The 25974-nt window shown below is 46.2% G+C and carries 25 protein-coding genes and 1 pseudogene; 11 read left to right on the top strand and 15 right to left on the bottom strand.

Translation table 11 applies throughout. From position 1 onward, the window contains the following. The first annotated feature begins 406 nt into the window (after window positions 1-406). Window positions 407-1849, top strand: a complete 1443-nt coding sequence (locus MIC7113_RS26190; RefSeq protein WP_015185216.1) for an N-acetylmuramoyl-L-alanine amidase — start codon at window positions 407-409, stop codon at window positions 1847-1849. 155 nt (window positions 1850-2004) lie between these two features. Here the strand turns inward: MIC7113_RS26190 and MIC7113_RS26185 are convergent, their stop codons facing one another. The 3 genes from MIC7113_RS26185 to MIC7113_RS26175 form a co-directional block, all read right to left on the bottom strand. Beyond that, window positions 2005-2358: a DUF1257 domain-containing protein gene (locus MIC7113_RS26185; protein WP_015185215.1), complete on the bottom strand. Its 354-nt coding sequence runs from the start codon at window positions 2356-2358 to the stop codon at window positions 2005-2007. Between the two features lie 148 nt (window positions 2359-2506). After that, window positions 2507-4021, bottom strand: a complete 1515-nt coding sequence (ycf46, locus tag MIC7113_RS26180; RefSeq protein ID WP_015185214.1) for a stress-responsive protein Ycf46 — start codon at window positions 4019-4021, stop codon at window positions 2507-2509. A gap of 85 nt (window positions 4022-4106) precedes the next feature. Continuing rightward, window positions 4107-4457, bottom strand: a complete 351-nt coding sequence (locus tag MIC7113_RS26175) for a hypothetical protein (RefSeq protein WP_015185213.1) — start codon at window positions 4455-4457, stop codon at window positions 4107-4109. Window positions 4458-4712: 255 nt separating this feature from the next. Between MIC7113_RS26175 and MIC7113_RS26170 the strand changes: the two genes are divergently transcribed. Beyond that, complete coding sequence (locus MIC7113_RS26170) at window positions 4713-5390, top strand: response regulator (RefSeq protein ID WP_015185212.1); 678 nt, start codon at window positions 4713-4715, stop codon at window positions 5388-5390. A gap of 325 nt (window positions 5391-5715) precedes the next feature. Here MIC7113_RS26170 and MIC7113_RS26165 read toward each other — a convergent pair whose 3' ends face one another. Together MIC7113_RS26165 and MIC7113_RS38785 are read right to left on the bottom strand one after the other, a co-directional pair. Further along, a complete protein-coding gene (locus tag MIC7113_RS26165; RefSeq protein ID WP_015185211.1) occupies window positions 5716-6459 on the bottom strand; it encodes an LmeA family phospholipid-binding protein in 744 nt (247 codons plus the stop codon). A gap of 331 nt (window positions 6460-6790) precedes the next feature. Then, window positions 6791-6916 (bottom strand): hypothetical protein, encoded by a 126-nt coding sequence (locus tag MIC7113_RS38785; RefSeq protein ID WP_256374776.1) that lies wholly within the window; start codon window positions 6914-6916, stop codon window positions 6791-6793. Window position 6917: 1 nt separating this feature from the next. On the opposite strand from MIC7113_RS38785, the gene MIC7113_RS26160 reads away from it, so the two are divergent. Continuing rightward, the gene (locus MIC7113_RS26160) at window positions 6918-7709 is read left to right on the top strand and encodes a pseudouridine synthase (RefSeq protein ID WP_015185210.1); all 792 of its coding nucleotides are present in this window, start codon (window positions 6918-6920) and stop codon (window positions 7707-7709) included. Beyond that, on the top strand, window positions 7706-8506 hold the full coding sequence (locus MIC7113_RS26155; protein ID WP_015185209.1) for a helix-turn-helix domain-containing protein: 801 nt from the start codon (window positions 7706-7708) through the stop codon (window positions 8504-8506). Before MIC7113_RS26160 ends, MIC7113_RS26155 begins: the two co-directional genes overlap by 4 nt. A 62-nt stretch (window positions 8507-8568) precedes the next feature. On the opposite strand, the gene malQ is transcribed toward MIC7113_RS26155, so the two are convergent. Further along, window positions 8569-10077, bottom strand: coding sequence for a 4-alpha-glucanotransferase (gene malQ, locus MIC7113_RS26150; RefSeq protein WP_015185208.1), 1509 nt, complete (start codon window positions 10075-10077; stop codon window positions 8569-8571). Window positions 10078-10249: 172 nt separating this feature from the next. Here malQ and MIC7113_RS26145 point away from each other — a divergent pair, with 172 nt between their 5' ends. The 3 genes from MIC7113_RS26145 to MIC7113_RS26135 all read left to right on the top strand — a co-directional run bounded on the left by MIC7113_RS26145 (window position 10250) and on the right by MIC7113_RS26135 (window position 13408). Beyond that, entirely contained in the window at window positions 10250-10681 is a 432-nt protein-coding gene (locus MIC7113_RS26145; protein WP_041781296.1) for an NUDIX domain-containing protein, read from the top strand. 56 nt (window positions 10682-10737) lie between these two features. Further along, on the top strand, window positions 10738-12012 hold the full coding sequence (locus MIC7113_RS26140) for a Rid family detoxifying hydrolase (RefSeq protein ID WP_015185206.1): 1275 nt from the start codon (window positions 10738-10740) through the stop codon (window positions 12010-12012). 313 nt (window positions 12013-12325) lie between these two features. Beyond that, window positions 12326-13408: a Fe(3+) ABC transporter substrate-binding protein gene (locus MIC7113_RS26135; RefSeq protein ID WP_015185205.1), complete on the top strand. Its 1083-nt coding sequence runs from the start codon at window positions 12326-12328 to the stop codon at window positions 13406-13408. Between the two features lie 10 nt (window positions 13409-13418). Here the strand turns inward: MIC7113_RS26135 and MIC7113_RS38780 are convergent, their stop codons facing one another. Further along, window positions 13419-13553 carry a hypothetical protein gene (locus MIC7113_RS38780; protein WP_256374775.1) on the bottom strand — a complete coding sequence of 45 codons (135 nt, stop codon included), beginning with the start codon at window positions 13551-13553 and terminating at the stop codon, window positions 13419-13421. A gap of 240 nt (window positions 13554-13793) precedes the next feature. Here MIC7113_RS38780 and MIC7113_RS26130 point away from each other — a divergent pair, with 240 nt between their 5' ends. After that, complete coding sequence (locus tag MIC7113_RS26130; RefSeq protein WP_015185204.1) at window positions 13794-14846, top strand: Fe(3+) ABC transporter substrate-binding protein; 1053 nt, start codon at window positions 13794-13796, stop codon at window positions 14844-14846. A 223-nt stretch (window positions 14847-15069) separates the two neighbouring features. On the opposite strand, the gene MIC7113_RS26125 is transcribed toward MIC7113_RS26130, so the two are convergent. The 5 genes from MIC7113_RS26125 to MIC7113_RS26105 form a co-directional block, all read right to left on the bottom strand. Continuing rightward, window positions 15070-15585, bottom strand: coding sequence for a pentapeptide repeat-containing protein (locus MIC7113_RS26125; protein ID WP_051055805.1), 516 nt, complete (start codon window positions 15583-15585; stop codon window positions 15070-15072). Beyond that, window positions 15586-17292 (bottom strand): ABC transporter permease, encoded by a 1707-nt coding sequence (locus tag MIC7113_RS26120; RefSeq protein ID WP_015185202.1) that lies wholly within the window; start codon window positions 17290-17292, stop codon window positions 15586-15588. Between the two features lie 17 nt (window positions 17293-17309). Then, complete coding sequence (locus MIC7113_RS38325; RefSeq protein ID WP_015185201.1) at window positions 17310-18110, bottom strand: hypothetical protein; 801 nt, start codon at window positions 18108-18110, stop codon at window positions 17310-17312. Between the two features lie 641 nt (window positions 18111-18751). Beyond that, window positions 18752-20428 (bottom strand): glycosyltransferase family 4 protein, encoded by a 1677-nt coding sequence (locus MIC7113_RS26110; protein WP_015185200.1) that lies wholly within the window; start codon window positions 20426-20428, stop codon window positions 18752-18754. Continuing rightward, window positions 20425-21639, bottom strand: coding sequence for a glycosyltransferase family 4 protein (locus MIC7113_RS26105; RefSeq protein WP_015185199.1), 1215 nt, complete (start codon window positions 21637-21639; stop codon window positions 20425-20427). The genes MIC7113_RS26110 and MIC7113_RS26105 overlap by 4 nt, the downstream gene beginning before the upstream one ends. Window positions 21640-21899: 260 nt before the next feature. Between MIC7113_RS26105 and MIC7113_RS26100 the strand changes: the two genes are divergently transcribed. The 3 genes from MIC7113_RS26100 (at window position 21900) to MIC7113_RS26090 (ending at window position 23252) form a co-directional block, all read left to right on the top strand. Next, window positions 21900-22511 carry a Uma2 family endonuclease gene (locus tag MIC7113_RS26100; RefSeq protein ID WP_015185198.1) on the top strand — a complete coding sequence of 204 codons (612 nt, stop codon included), beginning with the start codon at window positions 21900-21902 and terminating at the stop codon, window positions 22509-22511. Window positions 22512-22589: 78 nt separating this feature from the next. Beyond that, window positions 22590-22904 (top strand): DUF433 domain-containing protein, encoded by a 315-nt coding sequence (locus MIC7113_RS26095; RefSeq protein WP_015185197.1) that lies wholly within the window; start codon window positions 22590-22592, stop codon window positions 22902-22904. Next, complete coding sequence (locus tag MIC7113_RS26090) at window positions 22905-23252, top strand: DUF5615 family PIN-like protein (RefSeq protein ID WP_015185196.1); 348 nt, start codon at window positions 22905-22907, stop codon at window positions 23250-23252. A 118-nt stretch (window positions 23253-23370) separates the two neighbouring features. On the opposite strand, the gene MIC7113_RS26085 is transcribed toward MIC7113_RS26090, so the two are convergent. From MIC7113_RS26085 to MIC7113_RS35080, 3 genes and pseudogenes are all read right to left on the bottom strand, one after another. Beyond that, entirely contained in the window at window positions 23371-24021 is a 651-nt protein-coding gene (locus MIC7113_RS26085; protein WP_015185195.1) for a retron system putative HNH endonuclease, read from the bottom strand. Window position 24022: 1 nt separating this feature from the next. Beyond that, window positions 24023-25402, bottom strand: a complete 1380-nt coding sequence (locus MIC7113_RS26080; RefSeq protein WP_015185194.1) for an AAA family ATPase — start codon at window positions 25400-25402, stop codon at window positions 24023-24025. Window positions 25403-25668: 266 nt separating this feature from the next. Then, window positions 25669-25887, bottom strand: a pseudogene (locus tag MIC7113_RS35080) (DUF4926 domain-containing protein); the annotation flags it as partial. Window positions 25888-25974: the final 87 nt, after the last annotated feature.

Below are 25974 nucleotides of genomic sequence, written 5' to 3'. Positions count from 1 at the left end.
CTTTTGATTAATTCCTGATCTAGGTCGTCACTCTCTGCGTTCCAATCTCATTTTCAGTCACCTTTGTGTCGAATATGCTCAAAACTCCGTCAGAAATTTGGATAGAGGGATAGCGACCTATTGCCCCTAATATCGTAGTGTCGCACTAATGCTTATAACTAGATAGAGAAGCGATCGCGTTAGCGCCAGTCGATCTCTTGGGGAGTCAATCGGTCGCCGTCGAGTCCATTGCACAGTATTCTCAATACAGGTGTTACCTCGTTTCTATCTTTTGTGCTTATCGATTTAAACAGCCAGAATTGGAAATCCTGGAACCTGGGTCAGACGATACCGACTAACTGAGGGCATCTACCTCCCCCGCTTCTTATCCACCCTGGTGAAGCAAACATTGGCAACCGGAGCAATCATGATGAAATTTCAGTGGCTACTGCTACTTCCCAGTTTGTCGAGCATTTTTCTCTTTTCATCTCCTGCTGAAGCCGCAAGGCTTCTGTTGTGGCGTTTTGATGCCAATCAGAACCAACTGGTCTTTACAACCGATGACAGTGTTCAACCCAAAGCCCAACTTTTTGCTAACCCCAATCGTTTAATTATCGATTTACCGGGTACAACGTTGGGGCGTCCCACGATGAATCAGCCTGTCGGTGGGGCGATTCGGGAAGTTCGAGTCGGACAATATAATGCCCAAATGACTCGGATTGTTGTGGAGTTAGCACCAGGCTATACCATAGACCCACAACAAGTTCTGTTTCAAGGCATTTCCCCTACTCAATGGTCGGTACAAATCCCGACGCCTGAGCGAATCACGACAACACCCACAACAACGTCTCAACCGGTCGTCGTTATCCCTCCATCCCGCACTTCTAATCCTGCCAACAATCAAACTGAAACCCCAACACCGACCAGCCGCCTCGCCACCATTCAAGCGGTTGAATTGGTTAATGAGGGTACCCAATTGGCGATTCGGGCTGACCAGAGGGTGAGAGCAACCAGCCGTTGGGATGCCAAAGCCAATACTTATCAGATTATTATCCCTAATGCCCAACTGGCTGAGCAAGTCAGGGGGCCTCAATTAAACGCGAGAAGTCTTTTATCACAGGTACTCGTCCGGCAGCAAGATCGACGCACGGTCGTTATTCTGGTCAAACCTAGTAGTGGTGGTCAGATTGGGGAACTCAATCAACTCACTGACCAAATTATATCGCTGCAACTGCGACCGTCTAGACCCGTATTCCCTCCCACGACCTCAATTCCTGTACCACCACCTCTACGAACGACGCCGCCCGACTCCTTTTATCGTGTACCAAACAGTCGTATTGTTGTGATGATCGATCCGGGTCATGGTGGAAAAGACCCCGGAGCAATAGGTATTGGTGGATTGCGGGAGAAAGATGTGATCTTGCCCATTTCTCAACAGGTCGCAGCACTGTTGCAACAAAATGGTGTTCAGGCCGTTATGACCCGCTCAGATGATCGCTTCATTAGTCTGGCAGGACGAGTGCAAATGGCGCGGCAAGCGCGTGCCAATGTTTTTGTCAGCATCCACGCCAATGCGATTAGTTTACGCCGCCCTGAGGTTAATGGAGTCGAGACGTATTATTTCTCCAGTCAGCGTTTGGCTGAAGCGATTCACTCTAGCATGTTGCAGAGCCTAAATGTCCGAGACCGGAGAGTACGCCGCTCTAGATTTTATGTGTTAAGAAATAATTCTATACCAGCAGTTTTAGTCGAAGTCGGTTATGTGACAGGAGCCGAGGACGCCCCTAGATTGGCATCCCCGGCTTTTCAACGCCAGATGGCAGAGGCGATCGCACGGGGAATTCTCCTGTACATTCGCCAAAATTTTTAGAACCCAGGTTATATTACACTTTAGGGAACAGTCAATCTGCTCTTGAATGCAATCAACCCTTTAAGTTTTCTGCGCCTACTGGCCCAGTAGGCACAGAAAACGGGCCAACCTGCTATTGGTCAACCCGTGAGCTTGGGAACGCCTAGATGGATTGACTACTTTTGCAGAACCAGTTTAACGTTGGCATTCTGCAAGCCGCGCTGCTTGACTTCTGCCAAAGTTTTGTTGACGGCGTACTTCTGGTTAATCGAGTTGATCAGCTCGGTTTGGTTGTGCTTTTTAGCAACACCCCAGAGGTCAGCAATCAGATCAAAGGAACCATCACTGTTGCGAGACCAGCCGAGATCATACTCACCTTCCAGAACAGCAACGATGTCAGATCGAACGCGCTGACCATTGTAGCCACGAACATCCGCTTCCGTCTTAACAGAAATACCCAGGTCACGGAGAGAAGCCTTCAGGATTTCAGCGTCGGTGATCTTGGTACGCAGAGTGCTAAAGTGAGACATTTGGATTTCCTCCAGTAGAGATAGTAGAGAAACAACAACGTAGCGTTTTACTTTTCCATTTGAAGCCGCTTAACAAGCGCGGCTTTTTTGTCAAACTGCTAGCAGATTTTGCTAGCCTTTCCTCCTGTTGGGAGCAGGAGAAAGCCTTTTAAAACTCCATTCGCTGATATTCAGCAACGGAGGACGCCGCAGGTCGCGCGCGCTGCCTAGCCCAGTCCCTCAGGGCTGTTACCTGCTCGGTCATTGTCTTAGAAAGCGGTAGAGTTGCTTTGATGGCAGCTATGATATCGAGTTGGGTAAATTCTCTGTCTTGAGCAAATGCCTCATACATTGCAGCGATTATAGCTTGCTCAATTTCTGCTCCAGAGAATCCCTCGGAAACCTTAGCCAACTGATCCAGATCAAAGCGAGTAATTTCTCGACGCCGCTTACTTAAGTGAATACTGAAAATTTGCTGCCGCTCTTCCGCGGTCGGTAAATCAACGAAGAAGATTTCATCGAAACGACCTTTACGGAGGAATTCCCCAGGTAGACGCTCAACTCGGTTCGCTGTTGCCATGACGAACACGGGTGAAGTCTTCTCTTGCATCCAGGTCAGGAAGGAACCAAAGATGCGGCTTGAGGTACCTCCATCCGAGTCAGAAGAACCACTGCTGCCAGCAAAGGACTTATCTAACTCATCGATGAACAAGATCGCGGGTGAAATCGATTCTGCGGTCTTGAGGGCATTGCGGAGGTTAGCCTCCGACCGACCCACCATTGAGCCATCATAAACCCGACCCATATCTAGACGTAGCAGTGGTAGACCCCAGAGGCGAGACGTGGTTTTGGCAATCAGAGACTTACCGCACCCTGGCACCCCTAAAATTAACATCCCTTTCGGTTGGGGCAAACCATATTCTCTGGCTCGTTCGGTGAAGGCATTGGAGCGCTGTTGCAGCCACCGCTTCAGCTCTTCTAAGCCTCCAATCGCATCGAGGGTCTCATCTTCTTCAATATACTCTAGAATTCCGTTGCGGCGAATGAGCTGTTTTTTCTCAGAAAGGACGATATCCACTTCGCCTTCCGTGAGACGCCCAGATTTTACATAGGCTTTGCGATATACCTTTTCTGCTTCATCGTGCGTTAAGCCTAATGCAGCTCTCAGAAGCTTCTCCCGTGTTTCGGTTGTTGGACGACGGGTTCGGCTCTGTTCTAGCTGATGAGACAGCACTTGGTTCAACTCAGAGAGTTCTGGCAAAGGATAGTCGATCACAACGACTTCTTTCTCCAACTCAATGGGAACCTGTTGCATGGGGGACATCAGAATAATCGCTTTCTGTGTACCCTTGAAGCTAGCGATCGCATCCCGCAGCCACCGAGTTGTCGCTGGTGAATCAATAAAGGGATGTAGATCTTTAAAGATATATATACCGGCTTCTTTCTGCTGAATAGTCCATTGGATTGCTGCTTCCGGAGAGACAGTGTTGTGCTGGGTGATGTGTCTTGCTTGACCATACTCAACTATTCCGTGAGTAACAGTCCAGATAAAAACACGCCGTTGGGGTGATTTTGCTTCTTGAGCAATCTTGGCTATTACTCGCTCTGTCCGCTCTTCCTCAGAAGTCACGAGGTAGATTAGAGGGTATTGAGCTTGAATGAGAATACTGATCTCTTCTTGCATGACTATCGACCTAGTTTAGAGACGGCGCAACCACTGCTCAAGCATCATCAAAAGAGCAACACAGTCAGCTCTTTAGCTGGCAAGATTAACAAGGAACTAATTCCTCTTCTCCCTGAGCGCCTGTAGGAGAACCTACTTCTTCGCGCACCTTTTCCACTGGAATATCTTCTGCCAGAATACTGGGCTGATTTTTCAGGGAAACCATTTCTCCATCTTGGAGGACTACAGAGCTAGAGCATTCTGGACAGGCATATACCCGGTGGGAGTTCCCGTAGGATGCTTCTACCTCTTCAACCACTTCCGGGTGACGTAGATAGAAAACAATTGCTCGTTCTACCATTCCCGACATGGATTCGGAGTCAACGGCTGCTCGAATTTTGAGCTGACGATGAAGTCCTGGAGGGAGATACAATGTAACCTTTTGCTTGTCTTGCATATAATTTCAATCGTTTTACCCGGGTATGCTATGCAAGCTTATCGGGTTATTTGGGCGCTGTCAAGACATTAAGCCACCATGACGGCATTATTGTTACATTTGTTTACATCTTGGATGCGTAGTGCTTATTTGGGCAGATAAATAAAGGCATTTAACAGGGGTGAAAATCCAATAAGCTTCAATGTTTCTTAAGGTTATAGCCATCTGATGTTTGTAAAATAAGGATTCGACTGGATTGCCGCTTTCCCTCAAGCTATGCCCTCTGAAACTCCGCTCTCTCCAGATTTGCCGACTGAATCAACACCCCTGCGAGTTTTAATTGTCGAAGATGACCCCATGATGCAACTGGGTTTAGAGCAGTCATTAACTGTTCATCCCCACATCACGATTGTGGGGCAAGCTGAAGACGGCTACATGGGCGTAGAAGCAGCGAAAAGGTTGAATCCCGATCTGATTGTCATGGATATTGGTTTGCCGCGTTTAGATGGCATTGCCGCCACTCAACAAATTAAAGCGGCACTGCCGAACGTGAGAGTGGTGATGCTAACCTCCCACACCACGGATCAGGAAATTATTGCATCGCTTTCTAGTGGTGCCGATGCCTATTGCATTAAGGGCGCTAGTGTAGATCGATTGCTCAAAGCAATTGCCGCAGCCGCAGAAGGAGCGACTTACCTAGACCCCCAGATTGGTCGTCAAGTCCTCCAGCATCTTACCCCACCGACTCCTAGTGGGAATATTGCCAATTTGTCCCAGCGAGAATTAGAAGTCTTAAAACTCATTGTGGAAGGCTATAGTAATCCAGAAATTGCCACAAAGCTTTACCTCAGCGCCAATACGGTTAAGACTCATGTTCGAGGGATTATGAACAAACTATCAGTTGATGACCGAGTTCAGGCAGCGGTTGTGGCTCTGCGATCAGGCTTAGTTTAAAGTCAGTTTAATGATTAAATTAGACTTCACTCAAAATTTTAGATTGGGGTTGTTGCCTGATAACGTTGTAGTAAATACCCTAGACCTCTTGCAAAAGTCGAATCTACCTCCTCACTAAAGCTCCGGCTTAATCCCCCCTTATAAATGGGGAAAATACTTGAAATCTTGCTCCCTCCCCTTAGCAAGGGGAGGGGTTCTTTATATCTTTGCAAGAGGTTTCCTTTTCTTTGGATAATTTCAATCTCTCTCAAATTGACAATCTAAAATCTACATCCCCTGCCAAACGACTAGACAGAAGATGTGTTTTATTACTGGAGAAAGCCTGTTAAGGCAGCACTGTTAGGCGTCCACGACACAACAGTTGTCCTGGTGTTAAGGCAAGTTCCTGAAGATTTACTTCTGAACCTAAATCAACCTGGAAGTTATCTAAAATTAAGGGCGCAGACGTTGGTGATAGCTGAATTTGTAGGGGATTGAGTCTCAGAATTTGAGGGCTTGCCAGTTCCAGACCTGCACGAATCACGACTGGTGTTGTCTGAAGTAACGCATCTGTTAAAGTGCCAAAGACGGTTAACTGACCCTCCTCAATATCAACTTTTTGCCATCTAATTTGTCGCTCTTTTAAATTTAAATCATTAACTGAATCAGTGATTCCATCTGATTTGGGCAATGTACGAAGGAACTCCGATACAGCATTAGAGAGCATAGGTGCTTGAAGGGAGGCGGCAAGGTCGCTGGCTAAAATCCCTATCTGACCTCCCACGGGTACGGGTTCTAGCAGGCGCAGGGGTTTGCCTTTAATCACTTGACTCAGGTTGACTCGAATGCCAGTCCCTTCTAGCTCAAGCTGACTCAGATGTAGCCCTTTATAGACCGCACGACTGGCTGTGATCGAGACCGTAGGAATGTGACCAGAGAGAATTTGGCGATCGCCCCCACTAATCTTAAACTGTAAGGTTTCAACTTGCTCCACTTGCGATCGCAGCCACAGTTGGACGGCTGGTGATAACACTTTACTGATAATCCGACTTTTTTTTGACTTCAACGTTGTTGGTGTTTCAACGTCCATTAGCACCTCAGAATGAATAGGACTTACTCACAGAAATTTTCTTCACCACTTTTTCACTGATTTTGTCTAGTATGTCAGAAGCTTTTGTGATACTTATACAACTGACACACCTACTGATTGACTCAAATGTTTCAGCCAGAAGGAGATTGAATCATACAACCAGTCTTCCTCTGTGTAGTCTTAAAGACACGGAGTTTCCTGCAATGGAGGTATTTGCTCAGGGTGATAGAGTAGGTAATTATGCCACCGACATGAGCTGTTTATACAAAAAACGGAGTACTTGCAGTTAACCCCATTCTTGTAATATTTGTACATAGTTGAGTCAGGTCGATCAGGCATAGGTGATGTGATGCAAGTCATCGATGTTCCTCTTGTAGGTTCTCCCTTGCTTGCTTAGTTGCTCACCCGGTGCATCGCCCTTCTCTAGAGGTAAATGCTCATACCGTCGTCGGATCATTATGGAAGAAAGAGTACAAAAAATTCTTTCCCAGTGGGGAATAGCCTCACGGCGTCAAGCTGAGAAGATGATCGAAGCTGGACAGGTTCGACTCAATGGCACTGTGGTGCATCTGGGACAAAAAGCCAATCCTGAAACCGATGTACTGGAAGTGAATGGCAAGCTTGTCCAACCGAATAACCGCCCTCAATCGATTTACCTCTTGCTAAATAAACCAGCAGGCGTCGTTTCCACGTGCCGGGATGCTCACAATCGTCCGACAATTCTTGACCTCTTGCCGAAAGCTCTCTCTCAAGAGCAGGGTATCCATCCAGTTGGACGATTGGACGCCCAATCAACGGGTGCACTACTGCTGACCAATGATGGGACGCTGACATTTCTCCTCACTCATCCTCGTCATCATGTTCCAAAGACTTATTATGTTTGGGTGCAGGGTCATCCACCTGAGTCCGTTTTACAAGTTTGGCGTCAGGGTGTTGACCTTTTAGGCAAAAAAACCTTACCTGCTCAAGTGCGGGTACTTCAGCGTGGGGTCGAGGATACACTCTTGGAAATTGTTTTAACAGAGGGAAGAAATCGGCAGATTCGTCGCGTCGCCGAACTGCTAAGCTATCCAGTGATTCATCTGCACCGCACTGCAATTGGCCCGATTCAATTAGAACCCCAAGGTGGGCCGGTACTTCCTAGCGGTCACTACCGTTACCTGAATGATTTTGAAATACGTTTTCTCAACAGCCGAGTCCACCTAACATCAGTAAAAGTGCCAGCAGATATGAAGGAGTACAGGATATGAAGGAGAACAAACACTATTTTCCGCAAGAACAAGTCGAGAAACTAGAAGAACTGGGATCTCGCCTCCGCCAGTTCCGAACAGAACAGTCTATCCCCCTAGAAGAAGTGGCGGCTCAAACACGAATTCAAGCACGCTTATTGAATGCGATTGAAGAAGGTCGGCTCGAAGAATTGCCAGAGCCGGTTTATATTAAAGGGTTTATTAAGCGCTTTGCAGATGCTCTGGGTTTAAATGGGGCAGAGTTTGCCAGTGCTTTTCCTACCGGCTCATCTCTACAGTTTGTCAAGCCGGTTTGGCGGCACGTACCCACGTCTCAACTGCGACCCGTTCATCTTTACTTACTGTATGTGCTCCTGGTCGTTGGTGCGGTCAGTGGCTTGTCGTTGCTGGTTCGACGTTCGGCTCTCGAAGGTGGAGTAAGTCGATATGAGGTCGAAATGCAGCAAGCACCAAAATCCTCAAGACCCAGTCCATCTGCTCAGCCAAAGCCGCCCCAAAAATTACAACCCACCAAAGCCGCTGAAGTCACGCAGCGCAGTCAAGATGGAAAGCCTGTCCAAGTGCGGGTTACCCTCAAAGCTCAGTCTTGGATGCGAATCGTTGCAGATGGAAAGACAGAGTTTGAAGGCACCTTACCCGAAGGAAGTAATCGCACTTGGGTGGCGGATAAAACACTGATTGTACGAGCGGGAAATGCTGGGGGCGTCTTGGTGGAGTTTAATAACGAATCCGCCAAGCAGATGGGTGCCCCCTATGAGGTTCAGGAAGTCACGTTTGCTGCAAATTCTAATTCTTAAATAGGTTGTTAGATTTTAGTTGTTAGGTGATTATTTAACAGCTAGAAACTAACAACTAACACTTAAGAACGAATTGGGGCACGACCATAAATGTAAGTGAGGGTTTTGAGGCGATCGCGTAATTCTCCGGTCAACACATCGGGTCGATAGCGCCATTCCCAATTACCTTCCGCTTTACTCGGAAAGTTCATCCGAGCTTCTGTACCCAGACCTAAGAGATCTTGCACTGGAATAATTGCTTGGTTGGCTACACTACTGAGGGCAAGACGGATTAAATCCCACTGAATACCATCAGGGCTAATACTTCCTAAGTAAAGTAATAAACTATCCTTTTCGTGTTGTGAAAGCTGATTGAACCAGCCTACTGTTGTGTCATTATCGTGAGTACCGCTATAAGCGACATAATTACGCCCATAGTTAAAAGGCAAATAAGGATTATCGGGACCTCCACCAAAAGCAAAGTGCAAAATCTTCATACCAGGGAACTCAAAGCGATCGCGCAAGGCTAACACTTCAGGCGTGATGGTGCCTAAATCCTCCGCAATAATCGGCAGATTGCCCACCTTCTCTTGCAATACCTTAAAAAATGCCTCTCCCGGTGCCTCAACCCACTTCCCGTTCTTGGCAGTAGTTTCGCCCTGTTCAACCACCCAGTAAGACTCAAACGCTCGGAAATGGTCAATCCGAACAATGTCTACATAATCCAGTGTTGCCTGAACACGTTGCACCCACCATCGGAAGTTATCCTGCTGTAACGACTCCCATTTGTAAACTGGATTGCCCCATAACTGGCCATCTTCACTGAAATAATCGGGGGGAACCCCTGCCATCAAAGCGGCTTCACCGGTCTGTTCATTGATCGCAAAAATGTCCCGATGCGCCCAGACATCCACACTATTATGCGCCACATAAATCGGGATATCACCAATAATCTGGATATGATGCAAGTTGGCGTACTGCTTTAACTCCGACCACTGGCGGAAGAACTCAAACTGCAAGTATTGGTGGAAATAGATTTGGGCGCTTAACTTTTGCCGCCACTTCTCGATCGCCTCTGGATGAGCCTTAGCAATTTCCGGTTCCCAAGTATGCCAACTTGTGCCCTCAAAGGTATCATGCAGCGCCATGAACAAAGCATAATCTTCTAGCCAGCTCGCTGTCGCGTCACAAAACCCTGAAAATTGCTTTCTTTCCACTTCTGAGGCATTCGCTTGGAAGCGATCGCAGGCTTTACGAAGCATCGGCATCTTCGTTTGCTTCACCCGCTCATAATCTACACGGTCAACGGGAAACTCCGGCAGATTGGCAAAATCTTCATCCGTTAGTAGCCCCTGATCTTGCAGTTTTTCTGGGCTAATCAACAGCGGATTTCCCGCCATTGATGAGTAACACATATAAGGAGAGTTGCCATATCCCGTGGGTCCTAAAGGTAAGATTTGCCACAGTTGCTGGTCACTCTGTGCTAAAAAATCAATAAATTTATAAGCTTCTAAGCCTAAGTCACCAATACCAAAGCGACTAGGTAAGGAAGTCGGATGAAGTAGAATACCACTAGATCTGGGAAACGGCATAAGCAAATATCAGAGGAAGCAATTTTTAAGACACTATCACGGTAGAGACAGATTGAGGATCATTCCCAAGTCATGTGATTGTGATAACCTCAATTAACACTTGGGACTAGATTTGTCTTCACTACTCCAGTTATGCTGAGTGCGACATGCGATAGATTTATTGGCTCAGCTCGTGACCTACCGAAATCCTGTTCCCACCGTTGATATCATTATTGAGTTAGTAGACCGACCTCATCGACCGATTATCTTGATCGAACGCAAAAATCCTCCCTTAGGTTGGGCAATTCCAGGCGGTTTTGTGGATTATGGGGAGACTGTAGAAACCGCAGCGGTGCGGGAAGCGCAGGAAGAAATTGGTTTGCAGGTTGAGCTGATTGAGCAGTTTCACATGTATTCAGACCCCAACCGTGACCCTCGTCAGCATACTCTTAGTGTTGTGTTTATTGCCACGGGAACCGGTGAGCCTCAAGCGGCTGATGATGCTAAAAATTTAGGAATTTTTCACGCTTGGGATATTCCCGACCAGCTTTGTTTTGACCATAACAAGATACTGAAGGATTACTGGCATTATCGGCATTATGGGATACGTCCGCGATTGTCTTAGCAGAGCTGCAAAATCCTTGAGATTAAACTAAATCAAGGGGAATTGAGAGGCTAACGATGGATGCTAATGAACTTTTAGGAAGATATGCCAAAGGTGAGCGGAACTTCAAGGCAGAAAATCTGAGTGGACTAGACCTTAAAAATACGAACCTCCAAGGGATAGATTTAAGAGGTGCAGACCTGACTGGAACCAATCTATCTGAGGCTGACCTAACCGGGGCAAATTTGCAAATAGCAGACTTGAGTGGGGCAACTCTTAATAGGGCAAAAATTGACTACGCCAAGTTTACTAGAGCATCCTTGAAAGGTGCAAATTTAAGTGCAGTGGTGAGCGCAGGCCAGCATAGTAAAGTAGAGCTGAGTGGGTCAGACCTTAGTGATGCTAACTTGAGTGGGGCAAAACTCTCATGGGTAGATTTGAGTAATGCCAACTTAAATCAAGCTAAGTTGAGTAGTGCAAACCTAAGTCGTGTAAATCTGACAAGGGCACTGTTAGTTGGAGCTGATTTGAGGGAAGCCGACCTGACACTTGCCAATCTAATGGGGGCACAGTTAGTTGGAGCTGATCTGAGTAGAGCAAACCTATCTGGAGTGATACTTCAAGATGCAAATCTACAAGCTGCCAAACTGCGAGCAGTAAATTTGCAGTTGGATCTGTCAGGTTTAAACATGGCTGAAGTGGATCTAACCGGAGCATCCCTTGTACAAGCAAAACTTAGAAATACCTGTCTGCGAGGGGCAAATCTAGAAAAAGCAAGTCTACAAAAAGCAGATTTGATGAACGCGAATCTGAAAGGAGCAAATTTTAAAAAGTCCGACTTAACCGACGCAAATATCTATGGTGCTTGCCTTGAGGATACAGATTTCAGTGAGGCGATAATGCCTGACGGAGAAATCTATAATCTGGAAGCCTCTGGGAACAACTCAACAACACAGATAGCAGCAACGCGTAAAGTTATTTTTACCGATAAAGCTCCGGTTCCTGTGGGAGCCTATAGTCAAGCGATCGCATCTTCCGGTCAACTCATCTTTATTTCAGGGCAAATTGCGATCGACATGAGACTCAATGGCATTGTCTACACTGACGATGTTGCCAAACAAACAGAACAAGTGATGACAAATATCGGCGCAATTCTTATAGCGGCTGGTGCTACGTTTCACAATGTCATCAAAACCACTATTTATCTGGCAGATATGAATAATTTTGCCGTAATGAATGCGGTTTATGCCAAATATTTTGATCAGGCAACAGCTCCTGCTCGTGTCTGTATACAGGTGTCCGGCTTACCTAAAGACGTTCTGATAGAAATTGATTGTATTGCCGTTATTTAGAGAATTTCGCGGAAATCCGTCTGGTAATAAGCAATTTTCAGGACTTCGTTGTGCGCTTTTCACATATGGGGTTCAGTCTGTCAATCTAGGAAGTAGAGCCTCATAAGAGGCTACAGCTTGATGAACTTGAAAACTGATGTAAACCAGGAAATTTAGGGATAACGGTATACCGTGCTTCCACGAGGCTCTAGATTTACTCAAGAGATTTTTTCATTAAACTATTAAGAATCTATCGCATTAACGGTAAAATACTCAAGTCAGCAACTTGACCGCATTCATTAATCGAGAAAGTTACGAGGAAAAGCGATCGCGAATGAACGTTACTAAACGCAGTGTAGTTGCGCTATTCTCTGGATTGGCGCTTCTAAGCACAGTGGGCTGTTCCACTGAGCAACCTAAAGCAGACGCTGATGCCAATAACGCGACAGCGAACAAAGCTAACGCAGGCGAAATTAACCTTTACTCATCCCGTCACTACGATACCGACAATGCGCTGTACCAAAACTTTACCAAACAGACGGGTATCAAGGTAAATCTGATTGAAGGCAAAGCCGACGAACTAATTGAACGCATCAAAAGTGAAGGGGCAAACAGCCCAGCTGACGTATTGATTACTGTTGATGCGGGTGGGTTCTGGCGAGCACAGAAGGAAGGCGTTCTGCAACCGATTTCCTCCGCCAAACTAGAGTCGGCGGTTCCCGCAAATCTGCGTAGTCCAGAAGGGTACTGGTTTGGTTTGGCAAAGCGAGCGCGTGTGATTGTTTATAACAAAGACAAGGTAAAACCAGACCAGCTATCAACTTATGATGCCTTAGCTCAACCCCAGTGGAAAGGGCGGGTTTGTGTCCGCAGTTCAGATAATATCTATAATCAGTCTCTCGTCGCCTCAAAAATTGAAACCAAGGGTGTTGAAAAGACTGAAGAATGGGCAAAAGGCTTAGTGCGTAATTTTGCCCGTCCACCGGAAGGCAACGATACAGCACAAATCAAAGCGGTGGCAGCCGGTCAATGTGATGTTGCGATCGTGAATCATTACTATATAGGGCGACTGAAGGATTCAAAAGACGCTCAAGAGCAAAAAACGGCTTCCCAAGTTGGGGTTTTCTTCCCCAATCAAAACGAGGGCGGCACTCATATTAATATTAGTGGGGCTGGTGTCACCGCTAAGGCTCCCCATAAGGAAAATGCCATCAAATTTGTTGAGTACTTAGCGACTCCAGAAGCACAAGAAATCTTTGCAAATGGTAGTTATGAGTACCCTGTAGCTTCAGGTTTGAAGCCGAATCCTGCGGTTGCTAGCTTTGGAGATTTTAAAGAATCGAATCTCAAAGTTGTTGCTTACGGTGAAAAGAATCCGGAAGCGGTTAAGCTGATGGATCGCTCTGGGTGGAAGTAGAGACGTTCGGTCAAAACGTCCCTACTGTTTGTGTTTGCTTTGTATGGAAATCAGGCGTACCCAACGGCGGGTGCGCCACTTCATTTATAGATGCGATCGCTCGATTCGTGTATCCCGAAAGTTGCAACGGTTGTACAGATTGCACTCCAATCAGTTCATTGGACTTAAGTAACTCACTCCCAAGGCTATTGGTAGGAATCGACTTGCTGCAATAGATTCACAATTAAACCAGGGGCTTGACAAATATTTTTATCTAATGTAAAACCTGAAACCACCACTCCCCAGTTATAAGGTAGAAAAATGTTTAGGGATTAATCAAGAATTAATTGCATTAGTAGTACAATACCTCGAAGGTAAAAATCAAACAAAAATACTAACAGAGAAGATGAAAATTACTCGACGTGTCTTGATGGCTGCCATCACCGCCCTACTTGTAGTGACGGTGGGACATTTGACTCAGCCAGCCCCTGGTATTGCCCAGGAAAAAGTGATTAACCTTTATTCCGCACGTCACTATGACACAGATAATGCACTATACGAAAGCTTTACCAGAAAGACCGGCATCAAGGTCAACTTAGTTGAGGCTAAAGCTGAAGAATTAATCGAACGGATTAAAAGCGAGGGTGCCAATAGCCCAGCCGATGTGATAGTTACTGTGGACGCTGGTAACCTATGGCGGGCAAAAGAAGCTGGTATCTTGCAACCTATTTCTTCGCGGGTGCTGGACACTGCCATTCCAGCAAACCTTAGAGACCCGGACAAGACCTGGTTTGGTCTCTCGAGGCGGGCGCGAGTCATTGTATACAACAAAGACAGGGTGAATCCATCCCAACTGTCAACTTACGAAGATTTAGCCAATTCTAAATGGAAAGGTAAAATCCTCGTGCGCTCATCAAGTAACGTCTACAACCAGTCTCTCGTGGGGTGGTTACTCGCAGCACATAGCCCTGAAAAAACTGAGGAATGGGTACGTGGTCTTGTTGGCAACTTCGCCCGTCCCCCGGAAGGCAATGATACGGCTCAAATTAAGGCAGTTGCGGATGGTGTAGGGGACATTGCGATCGCTAACCATTACTACGTCGCCCGTCTTGCGAATTCCAAGAAGCCGGAAGAAAAAGCGATCGCACAAAAAGTTCGCGTGTTCTTCCCCAATCAGAGAGATCGGGGTACCCACGTTAACATCTGTGGCGCGGCTGTAGTCAAGACTTCCAAAAATAAACAGGGAGCACAACAGTTTATTGAGTACCTGGCAAGTCCAGAAGCTCAAGAAATATTTGCCAAGAACAACTATGAATACCCTGTCATTAAGAGTGTCGCTCCGGCTGATGTTGTAAAGACATTTGGGCAATTAAAGGGCGATGATAAAACTCTTGCTGCCGTGTTTGGTAAGAACAATCCGGACGCCCTTAAAATCATGGATCGTGCTGGATGGAAGTAAAATAGAAACTCAGCACAAACATCTTGACTGTTGCCATCAATATCGATTTATTTTGCATTGGAATCATACTTTTAACGCAGACAGACTCTGATTTTTTTGAATAATTCCGATGTAAATAGAAATGATATAAAAAGGCGTACTCTTTGCAAGGGGTACGCCTTTTTATTGATAGCAATTTGTAACTTGATATAACACAAGTAAAGAGTAAAAAGTGTTCAAACAGTTATTTTTTAAGGGTGCCATCAGGCATGATTGCGCCACTGAGGTTCGCACCCTCTAGCTTGGCACCCTCTAGCTTGGCAGTACTTAAGTCTGCTTCTTTCAGGTTGGCATTGTTCAAAAGAGAACCACTTAAGTCTGCTCCCTTTAAGTAAGCACTACTAAGATTGGCACCACTGAGGTCGGCATTCTTGAGATTTGCTGCCGCTAACCCCGCACCACTGAGGTTGGCACCATTGAGATTGGTATCATTGAGCTTTGCGTTATCTAGGAAAGCTCCACTGAGATTAGCATTATTCAGCTTTACACCACTGAGATTAGCATCATTGAGCTTTGCCCCAGCCAGATCAGCGCCAGTCAAATCTGTGCCAGTCAGATCAACGCTATTCAATTCGCAACCGGGGCATTTTTTAGTTTCTTTTAATTGCGCCTTCAATTTTTCCACTTCGTTTCCCGACCCTTTACAACTGCAAAGGGTGAAGAGCAACAGCAATGGAACAAGAATTCTTGGTTTCATCATTTAACTATCAATTTGATTTCTCCGAGACCCAGTAATCCTCAAACTCAAAAGAATGACGGGTATAATCCCCACCGCGACGATCGCTAGTGCTGGCCCTGCTGCCTCCGCTAACCGCTCGTCGGAAGCCAGATTGTATACTCGAACGGCTAGGGTGTCAAAGTTAAAAGGTCGAACGATCAGGGTGGCCGGCAGTTCCTTCATCACATCCACAAACACCATCATTCCTGCCGTCAGCAAACCGCCCCACATGAGGGGGATATGTACTTTAACTAGAGTACTCGTTGAGTTGCATCCGAGCGATCGCGCCGCATCATCTAAACTCGGCTTGATTTTGCCCAGACTTGCTTCAACAGTGCTGAAGGAAACGGCAAGGAAACGCACTAAATAAGCAAATACCAGCGCGGTAATGGTGCCACTTAAGAGCAAACCCGTTGAGATGCCAAAGCGGCTTCGCATCCAAGCATCGATCGCATTATCCAGCCCACCAATAGGGATGAGGATACCTACCGCAATCACCGAACCGGGCACAGCGTAACCCATTGAAGCAACGCGTGCTGAGAGACGCATCGCTGCATTTGATCGCAGACGTAACCCATAGGCCATTACAATTGCGATCGCGACTCCCAAAGCAGCAGTGAGTGCAGCGAGGATGAAACTATTACGGGCAAAGCCCCAAAAGCGCTGATCTAGTGTAATTTCGGCATTTTTAAGGGTCATATCCAGCAGAATGACGGCTGGCAGCAGAAAACCCAGAGCGAGGGGGACAAAACAAGCCAATCCAGCACCGATAGCCCGTATTCCCCGGAGTTGATAACTCGGCAGTCGGCGGTGTGCGGCGGCACTCTGATAATATCGCGCTCGACGACGCGACCAACGCTCCAGCAAAATCAACCAAAGGATGAATAACAACAGAAAAGCTGCCAGTTGAGTCGCCGCCACTCGCTCACCCAATCCAAACCAAGTCCGATAGATGCCAGTCGTGAAGGTATCAACACCAAAATACTGCACGGTGCCGAAGTCGTTTAGAGTTTCCATCAGAGCGAGTGCTAAACCAGCAACAATGGAAGGTCGTGCCAAAGGTAAGGCAACGGTCGCGAAACTCCGCCAAGGGCCACAACCCAGCGTCCGGCTGGCCTCTAGAGCACATACCGATTGCTCTAAAAAGGCAACCCGCGCCAGCAGATAAACGTAGGGATACAGAACTAATGTCAGCATGACAATGGCTCCCCAAAGCGATCGCACATTGGGAAACCAATAGTCTCCATACCCCCAACCGAACAGATTACGCAGTGCTGTTTGTACAGGCCCCGAAAATTCCAAAAAGTCCGTATAGGTGTAAGCCAACACATAAGCCGGTGCAGCCAGAGGGAGCAATAGTGCCCATTCAAATAGACGACTCCCTGGAAAGCGACACATTGTTACCAGCCATGCCGTCCCCACCCCAATCACTAACACACCACAGCCGACCCCCATCATCAACCAAAACGAGTTGGTGATATAACGCCACAAGACTGTTTCTGCTAGATGCTTCCACACCTCGCCAGAGTCCGTGAAGATGTTGCTTAATACAAATAGGACTGGCGTCGATATCAAAAAAGCGATCGCCATAACCAGAACTGTCCAACCACTGAAACGCACGCGGGGAAATACTGGCTTGCGGCTGAGGGTTCCCGAAGGGGTAGGTGCATATCGAATCGGTTTTTCCATGTCATTATTGCAGTTGCCTAGAGCGCTGCCGCCTGATTGAGTTCTTCGCGGGTCAGTGGCTCTTGAGAAATTCTGTACACTGTGCCTCGGTTTGTGGAAAGTACGTTGAGATAATACTTGATCTCACCAGCCTTAGACACCTCATATACTCTTCTTCCTGTGTCATCTTCGAGATCTAACGCCTTCACTTCATACCCTTTAGCTTCTAGCTTCTGTTCGAGATTGCTTGATACATAACGCCACTGCGTTTCCGGTGTTTGCCAACACCCTAGTAAACCATTACAACCCGCTTGAGCTCCCTCAATCTGGGGAAACTCTGCCAATGTATCATCTGGTGTCGGACTTGGCGTGGGAGTTGGGCTTGGTGTAGGAGTTGGGCTTGGTGTAGGAGTTGGGCTTGGTGTAGGAGTTGGGCTTAGTGTAGGAGTTGGACTTGGCGTGGGTGTCGGACTTGGGGTTGGCGTGTTTTGCGCCATAGTAGGAGACGGCTGAGGTTGCTGAAGTCGTGGAGAGGGTTTAATAATCAGTGATGAGCTCGGCTGTACTCTAGGAGTGGGTCTGACGGGTATGAACGTACTCGGCTGCACGACAGGGGAAGGTGTGGGTTGTTGAACCGTGGGAGAGGGTTGAGGAGAAGCCGGAGGAGGCAACTGCGTCACTTTGACAGATTTTTTCTCAGAAGGCGACTCAGCCTGTTGTTGAGAAGGGATTGGTATACTCAGCAGTAGGGCGTGCAATCCGAGTGAGATGAACCACATCGGTCGAATCAGAATCCGTACAGGAGCAGGCCAGTCTTTGAAAAAACGAGGATGAGCCATGGTGTTAAAAATGTGCAGATGTCCCTCTCAGACCCATTAGATTAGATAGCTCCTAGACTCAGCAGCTTTTTTGAAGACCGACAACCACGAGTTCCGCTAGCTGTAACAGACCATTGGGTCAGCAGGTGTTGTGCCTAGCTACAGGCTAATTTTGGTCACGGCAATTTCACCAGACGATCCTGCTGGAACTGGGGTTATTAACCTCAATAGGTCTCTACGGTAAGATATCTTGCAAGAGTTTATCAAGAAGCTACCGCATTTATTGAAAATTTGCAAGGTGATTCTATCGGCGACAAGGTAAAGCCAAGGACTCTAGTGACCCGTTTTCAAGTATCATCTGCTCGCAGCAAAACCGAACCTACGAACACAATCCTCAGCAAGGATTTGGGCTTACTGTAAAACAGCCAGGATATATTAAGTAGGTGGGCATTAATATTTGTCGTTGAGGCGAGGCAGAAGGCAGAAGGCAGAAGGCAGAAGGGAAGAGGGTTTTAGGCTCTTAACATTTGTTGACATACCTGCGTTTATTTGTGCCTACCTACTTAACTCAACCGAACACATCTGCTAGCTGATAGTTTTGTACAAAAGCTGTGTTGGAATCTGTAGGGGCAGGTCTAGTGCCTACCCCTAGCCTGACCTGTTCAGCGCACCTGTCGCAATACATCAAACTTGAGCAGATACACCAAAGTTCGGGATAGATAGACCACAGCCCCCAGTTCCGAGCCAGCGAAGCGCTGTAGAATGTCAGCTACTTTGATAGAGCCTTCTTTTGCGATCGCTTCTAGTACCTGATCAATCATCGCAGTTGGCGATCGCTTGTCTGCCCCAAAGTTCGTCATCCAACTGGTGCGGAGTGCCTGCAATTTTTCCGGTGCCGCCATCGCACCCAAACCTAGAACCATATCCTGTCCCAAACTCTGGGTCGGATAATGAGATAACAGATGAAAGGGGTCGTCACACAAAGGATGGGGCGGTTTTTCCGCAGCCACAGGCGCTGATACTTTTGCTTTTGTCCGTAATTCAGCTAATTCTTCCCACAGGGCTTCATAAGCCCCAATCACCACCGACCAATCATAGATTTCACGCGCACGAACTCGACCATTTTCTCCCAAACGTTGTCGGACTTCTGGCTGGGTCAATAAAACGGTTAACGCCTCAGTACAGGCATCCACATCCACCGCCGTCATCTGACTAATGTGACCGACATAGGTGCTGTAGTTCAGATTGTCATCGTGATAATTCGCGGCAAAATCCAAACCGCATCCAGGAGGTGGCATCAGAGTAGGAACCCGAAAACCATCCAATTCGTGGCGTACCGTATCCTTATAACCGTCCCAATCTGCCACAACAACCGGTAAACCTGCCGCCATCGCCTCAACCGGAGTTAGCCCGAAAGTTTCCTGGATATTGTCTGCCAAGGAGATAAAGACATCTGCGACAGACCAAATATCTTGGCGAATCTCCGGTTGCCGTCCATCCACAAACAGATGGTTAACGGTAGGGCTAAAAACAGAGGCCGTGTTTTTAAAGGCCACTTCCTGTTGCTGGTCTTCAAACCAACCCGCCTGGATCAGATGCACCTTAGACTTAGTCGCTTGGGCTGCCCGTTCCATCGCCAGATACATAGGGACGGGATGGGCTTTGGCATTGAAGATTAGCCGACCGACAAACAAGACCACGAGGTCATCCGGGCCAATTCCCAGTTTTTGGCGCAACTGACTCCGAGTTTCTTGGGCAACCTGACCTTGGGGGAACGCCTCACAATCGATGCCGAGGGGAATCACCGGCAACCTGAACTGAACGGCAGGTTTAGCACCCAGGCGCACAGCGAGATACTCAGCCCAACTTCCGAGAAGCCGTTCCACCATCATTTTGACCGCCCTAGAGGTGCAGATCACAGCATCCCAAGGCTGGATCGGGGCAATCAGCAGGTTCCCAATACCCTCCATTGCCCCTTTACTCGCCAGAGTATGGGTAACGCCACAGAGGCTGTATGCCTGTTGATTGGCAAAGCGCCGTTGCCAAGCGAGTTCACTAATCAGCGGGTCGGGTCTGTAGAGAGTGCCGGCTTCTGCTAAGGCGACGGGATTACCCGCCGGCAGCCAGCGAATTGGGCGAGAGTTCGATAACCAAGGGCGAACCTGTTGAGAAAAGGCTTCAAATCCTGCCTTGTCCTTGGTCGAACAATACAGAGATTCTGCCTTACCATGACGCGCTAAGGCTTTGAGGAATCCCTCACCTGCGGCTTGACGACCCATTAAGCGCTGACCTTGAGTCTCGAATCCGTCTGGCTGATAAAGAATCGCGGCTGTTTTCATTGTTCAGTAATTTCCTGTATCCACTGCAAGTGTTGTGGTAATAATTGAGCCAAATCGTAACGCTCTAAAATGGTTTCCCTCGCTTGATGGCGAATGGATACCATTTGGGTGGGATTGTCAAGGGCGTACTCGATGCGATCGCAGATGGCTTGGGTATCGAAAAAGTCTACCAGCAGACCATTTATACCGTCCTGAATCATCTCCGTCACTGGCGCTGTATTAGAAGCCACCACCAAACAACCGGCGGATAGTGCTTCTAGCATTGACCAGGACAAAACGAAGGGGCGGGTGAGATAAAGATGGACGGAACTCGCTTGGAGAACTTGCAAGTATTCCGGGTAAGGGAGCAAACCGGTAAAGTGGACTCGATTGAGGTCGAGGGGCACTTTTTCCAGCATTACATCTTTGTATGTTTTGCCGTCGGGTAGCGTCCTGCCATAAGCCACGCGGTTTTCTCCCACAATCACAACATGGCACTGAGGGCGTCGCTTTTGCAGCAATGCTACAGTCTCAATTAATTGGGGAAATCCTCGATAGGGTTCCATTCCCCGCGCTACATAGGTCACAATTTCAGGGACTTCTCGCAAGTCTAGATTGATGCGGGGTAGGAATAACTTCGCGCCTGGTTGGGGCTGGAAGAATTGGGTATCCACGCCATCATGGTGAACCTTAATTTTGTTGTGATATTCCGGTGGGAATTGCTGTCGTTGCCAATAGGTGGGAGCAAGTCCGCGATCGCAACTATAGAGATCAATTAATATGGGAGCATTCTTGATGCGAATCCGGGCTTCATCATCAGCCGTCAGGGGTTCACTGGGGTCAAAGTCAGCATCTGAACCGTGAGCATGGTAAAACCATTCAAAATAGCAAAGAAGCTTAGCTTTGGGAAAAATATCTTTGATAAATAAACTCGGCCCCCAACCCGAATGAGCGTAGACTACATCTGGGATAAAACTTTGAGCCTTGAGTTGGTCAGCCAGACGATAGACGGCTTGACCCTGAAGCACTGCACCTTCTAACGATCGCACATAGTGATGAGTTTGGGGGTGAGCTTCGCGGGAGGGGGTATAGATAGCTTTATAGACACCTGGAAGCGCCCCTTCTTTGCGAGTCGTGCCGAAGACAACTTTATGATTGGAGTTTTGGGCTAAGGCGACAGCAAGGTGCCGAAACTGGGCTGGAAAGTTGGAATGTAAAAATAAAATACGCATAGAGCCAGCGTTGTCTCAATAGAAGTAGAACAACCTTAATCGGGATTGGGGGTTGGGAGTTGACTACGTAGTTATTGTACTTATCACTGAGGTTGTAGCGATTTATGCAAGTATTCTAATGAAGAAATAGCAATCTGCTGAAAGTAGCTGCGCTGGGCTACGCCCCGCCTGGTTAACGCGATCGCTCTTGGGTTGTGGCAAAATGCTCTGTTAAAGTTGGGTTACAGCCTACCGAACTAGATGCTCCGAAGGGGGCGACCATGACTGTAACGACTAAGAAACTAACCTTTGAGGAGTATCTGACTTACTCAGACGGGACTGATACCCGCTACGAGTTGGTGAACGGGGAATTAGTGGCAATGAGTATTGGCACCGGGCAACAGGTCGAAATCATTGACTTTCTCTATCGGCAAATCGATGCCGAAATTGGGCGTAGCGGACACGACTGGATTGTTCGACCCGTGGCGATTGGTGTGCGTTCTCCTCGTGCAGGCAAGTGGGATACCTCCCGCATTCCCGATTTGACCGTTATCCCTACCCAGCAGTGGCGCGAGTTAAGAACCCGCGAGGCTGTCATTGAACTCAACGAACCTCCTCCGATTTTAGCGATCGAAGTCGTTAGCGAATCGACAAAGATTGTAGATTATCGCGCTAAGCGTGTTGAGTACAACGTTTTAAACATTCCAGAATACTGGGTCGTTGACCCACTGACATCAAAGGTGACGATTTTTACCCTGGTTGAGGAACTGTATGAAGGTACAGAGTTCGCTGGTAGTGAGCAGATTGTTTCAGGCACTTTCCCAGAGTTGGTTTTGACAGTCGAGCAGATTATTTGGGCTAGGGCAATTCCTAGTGATGAAGAAAACGAATGAAAGATAATTCCTTACAGAATAGCTCTGCTCACTTAGACTTGTTATTCTAGGCTTCAGTAGGGATTCAAAACCAATGCCATGACACCAGGAGTAATTTATCCTCATATCGAGAAAGCGGAAGGTCAACCCGCACGGTTACAGCGGATACCGCGTGTGCGTGTCGCTCAGATTGTCATGGATTATTTGGCTTATGGTTGGTCTGTGGAAGAAATGTGCCGACAGCATCCTTACCTGACGCTATCAGAAGCTCATGCGGCGATGGTGTATTACTTTGATCGCCAGGATGAGGTTGACAATGAAATTCGCCTGGAATGGGAGCAAGCGCAACAGGCAAAATCACAAGCATCACCTTCTCCTTTCTTTGTGCGAATGAAGGCAAGAGGATTGTTATAAGTGGCGATCGCACTCTACATGGACGTTCATGTACCTCAAGCTATTACAGATCAATTGCGTCGTCGTGGTATAGATGTTCTCACTGCAATTGAAGACAGTTCAGCAGAGTTAACTGATGAGGCACTTCTGGAACGTGCTAGTTCACTGGGTCGAGTTTTGTTCACTCAGGATATTCGTTTTAAAGCATTAGCTGAAGATTGGCAGCGTCAGGAACGACCTTTTGCAGGGTTGATATTTGGACATCAGTTAGGGGGTACGCTTGGGCAATTTGTCAAAGATTTGGAATTGATTGCTCTGGCTTCAGAATCTGAGGAATGGCTGAATGTGGTTGATTACCTACCTTTTTAGGCGATCGCTCTTTAGTTGTGCCAACGGCATCTGAAACCCAGTTCCGCGATGCTCTGCTAAATTTGGGTTACAGCCTACCGAAGTAGCACTATGCACCAACGGTTTGGGCTTTTAACCTTTACTTTTTCTTTGATTCTACCGACAACCTTTTGTTCAACCAAAAAATGATGAATTGACAGTAGGGTTCATATTGAGACTTCTCATTTATATTACTATATCTGGCAATTTCTTTACTTAAAATGGCTACTGTCCAAGACTTAGATGGATATTTTTTCTGCAAGCCGAGAATAACAGCATCCAGAACTGCTTTACGATTTTTAGTCAAAGTTTCTAGATTGAGGTTCAAAACTTCGTTTAATTCGCGATTAATAGTTACATCATCCGAGTAGATTTGACCATTGCCGCGATATTTGATTAAATTCTCACATCTTCTACTAGCGTCAGTAGGATTAATCGTAATTTCGATTTCACCCTTTCTTGTATCACAATGTTGTAAATGTTGAGGTTGGCCTTGATTGCCTTGGCAAGCACCAAGCAGATTTTGGTAATCTAATTGTAAATTATGATAAATACTTTGGGATCGCCAATGCTCAATTTTCATCTTGTTTTTGGCAATGCGCTCCATACAATAGCAACAAATGTATCCCTGCTCAGTCAGCAATGATTGTCGCAGATCATCTTTTTCAGAATAGTTGTTGTAATCGGCATGAGATTTTAAGCGATGTTCCAGTAATGATTGAGGTTCCTTACCTTTGACAATATGCTTCACTTTACTCGGTTAAAAAATTAATTAGTGTTTTAGCCCTAACGATTTCGGAATCGTATTCACCCAGTAAATCTGCTAGTTCTTGCAGTTTACTTTTTGCTTCTTCTAATTTTTCTTCATTTATCAAATCAAAACAAGCATTAATTTTATCCTGAACTTCCTTTGGTCGTGCGCTCACATCCATTAATTCATATAAAATTGAATTGCTATCTCTGCCGTAAGTATAAGGCGTTACCTCTACTAGTTTATAATCTTCTAAAATAAAGACATTTTCTCTTTTAACATTGCTCAAAACTTGAGGAGAGTGAGTAGTAACTATAAACTGACAATTAGGAAAGGTTTGCGTCAGGCTAGGAATCACCATTCTTTGCCACTGAGGATGTAAATGTAGATCTATTTCATCAATCAAAACTATGCCTTTACCATGTAAAGCCTCAACTCCCAAACCTGGGTTAGCAATTGACAAACGCCTTGCCAAGTCAGTAACCAACATTAAAAGCATCTTTTCTCCTTCAGAGAGTTGCTCTAACTTAAAGTCCTGATTATTCTTAGTAATTGTTAAAAAAGAGGGAATCCTACTATGATTAAAATTCAGGTTTCTCTGGGATGTTGACCTGACTACCCGCAGATTAGAAAAATGGCTGCTTGGAAATCCCTCTAGAAATCTTTCTAAAGCTTTTCTTATAACCTCTAAATTTGGATTTCTATACTTATCATCTTCTCTTAACCGAATTTCATTTTCGTAATCTTCCTCTTGTCTGAACCAAGTAAAAAACCTTTGAAAATTATTTACTTCTGGATTGAAACTTCCACTGTAAGCACTCAATTGATTAATTTTGAATGGGTAAACTTTACTATCTAAATTATCCAAATCAATAGATTTAGTATCTAATATTATTCTAGATTTAGAATCTAATGTTATTCTACGAGTCCTATAATATATCATTAAAGGCAAATTAAAGTTTGAATTTGACTCTAATTTTCGACGCAGATACTCAATATAATGATTTAATTGATTGTAATCTCCTTCAAGGCCTTTCTCAATTAAACTTCTTGTGACCTTCCAAGATATACTGTCATTAAAATCGGTTGAGATTTCAATAGACACATCAACTTGTTTAGCGTTGTCATTAATATCATCTACTGTCAAAAAACTATTTATTTTTTGATTAATATTGATACTGTCAATTTCAGAATATTCAAATGGTTCAATTTTAATTATTCGTGTTTCGAGTTGAATTAAAAGGCTAGCTATACAATCTAATACTGATGATTTACCTGCTCCATTAATACCAATTATTACAACTATATTATCAGGTGTAAAATTAAAATCAATTCTTTTCAAACATCTAAAGTTTTGAATATGTAATTTATTGATATGCATAAATCATTAATTGATGATTGATAGAAAAATAAGAAAGTTGATACTTGTTTTTAAGCTATTACATGTATCATAACTACTGACTGCTACTTTTACTCACAACCACAACTACCAACAAACTCTTGCTTGTAGCGTGTTACCCTTCGGGAACGTTAGATAAACGCCTCGCTTCGCTAACGCATCCTCCCCGAAGTTCACTCCCCCAAAGCTGAAGCCGCACGAGAAGCGGTAAGCGAAGCCATGCTGTAGGCTTATCACCCCTTATTTTGTTAAGCTGCAACATCACCAGATATTGGCTCAAAATGCAGCACCATAATTTGCTCTGGACATAAACCAAGAGACTCGTAAGTGCGTCCTGTGCGTAGGCGAAGCCCGCCGCAGGCATCGCTAAATTCAACTTCAAAAGCCCTACCATCGGCAAGAATTTCAACAACTGTACCCACTTGCCCACGCCACAGATTGAATTCAGGCAAATTGACTGTAAGAGCAAAACCCTCTTGATTTCTTGATTCCCCCCTCTCCTAAGAGGCGAGGGGGGTTAGGGGGGTGAGGTCGATCATACTAGAACAAGTGGG

The organism is Allocoleopsis franciscana PCC 7113 (genome assembly GCF_000317515.1).
In the GTDB taxonomy this organism is placed as follows: Bacteria; Cyanobacteriota; Cyanobacteriia; order Cyanobacteriales; family Coleofasciculaceae; genus Allocoleopsis; species Allocoleopsis franciscana.
The sequence above is the reverse complement of the archived record's forward strand: the minus strand, read 5'-3'. Positions and strand labels throughout refer to the sequence as shown.

Coding starts and splice junctions, on each gene's coding strand:
- MIC7113_RS26190 (WP_015185216.1), top strand. CDS start 407: ATGATGAAATTTCAGTGGCTACTGCTACTTCCCAGTTTGTCGAGCATT.
- MIC7113_RS26185 (WP_015185215.1), bottom strand. CDS start 2,358: ATGTCTCACTTTAGCACTCTGCGTACCAAGATCACCGACGCTGAAATC.
- ycf46 (WP_015185214.1), bottom strand. CDS start 4,021: ATGCAAGAAGAGATCAGTATTCTCATTCAAGCTCAATACCCTCTAATC.
- MIC7113_RS26175 (WP_015185213.1), bottom strand. CDS start 4,457: ATGCAAGACAAGCAAAAGGTTACATTGTATCTCCCTCCAGGACTTCAT.
- MIC7113_RS26170 (WP_015185212.1), top strand. CDS start 4,713: ATGCCCTCTGAAACTCCGCTCTCTCCAGATTTGCCGACTGAATCAACA.
- MIC7113_RS26165 (WP_015185211.1), bottom strand. CDS start 6,459: ATGGACGTTGAAACACCAACAACGTTGAAGTCAAAAAAAAGTCGGATT.
- MIC7113_RS38785 (WP_256374776.1), bottom strand. CDS start 6,916: ATGATCCGACGACGGTATGAGCATTTACCTCTAGAGAAGGGCGATGCA.
- MIC7113_RS26160 (WP_015185210.1), top strand. CDS start 6,918: ATGGAAGAAAGAGTACAAAAAATTCTTTCCCAGTGGGGAATAGCCTCA.
- MIC7113_RS26155 (WP_015185209.1), top strand. CDS start 7,706: ATGAAGGAGAACAAACACTATTTTCCGCAAGAACAAGTCGAGAAACTA.
- malQ (WP_015185208.1), bottom strand. CDS start 10,077: ATGCCGTTTCCCAGATCTAGTGGTATTCTACTTCATCCGACTTCCTTA.
- MIC7113_RS26140 (WP_015185206.1), top strand. CDS start 10,738: ATGGATGCTAATGAACTTTTAGGAAGATATGCCAAAGGTGAGCGGAAC.
- MIC7113_RS26135 (WP_015185205.1), top strand. CDS start 12,326: ATGAACGTTACTAAACGCAGTGTAGTTGCGCTATTCTCTGGATTGGCG.
- MIC7113_RS26130 (WP_015185204.1), top strand. CDS start 13,794: ATGAAAATTACTCGACGTGTCTTGATGGCTGCCATCACCGCCCTACTT.
- MIC7113_RS26125 (WP_051055805.1), bottom strand. CDS start 15,585: ATGATGAAACCAAGAATTCTTGTTCCATTGCTGTTGCTCTTCACCCTT.
- MIC7113_RS26120 (WP_015185202.1), bottom strand. CDS start 17,292: ATGGAAAAACCGATTCGATATGCACCTACCCCTTCGGGAACCCTCAGC.
- MIC7113_RS38325 (WP_015185201.1), bottom strand. CDS start 18,110: ATGGCTCATCCTCGTTTTTTCAAAGACTGGCCTGCTCCTGTACGGATT.
- MIC7113_RS26110 (WP_015185200.1), bottom strand. CDS start 20,428: ATGAAAACAGCCGCGATTCTTTATCAGCCAGACGGATTCGAGACTCAA.
- MIC7113_RS26105 (WP_015185199.1), bottom strand. CDS start 21,639: ATGCGTATTTTATTTTTACATTCCAACTTTCCAGCCCAGTTTCGGCAC.
- MIC7113_RS26100 (WP_015185198.1), top strand. CDS start 21,900: ATGACTGTAACGACTAAGAAACTAACCTTTGAGGAGTATCTGACTTAC.
- MIC7113_RS26095 (WP_015185197.1), top strand. CDS start 22,590: ATGACACCAGGAGTAATTTATCCTCATATCGAGAAAGCGGAAGGTCAA.
- MIC7113_RS26080 (WP_015185194.1), bottom strand. CDS start 25,402: ATGCATATCAATAAATTACATATTCAAAACTTTAGATGTTTGAAAAGA.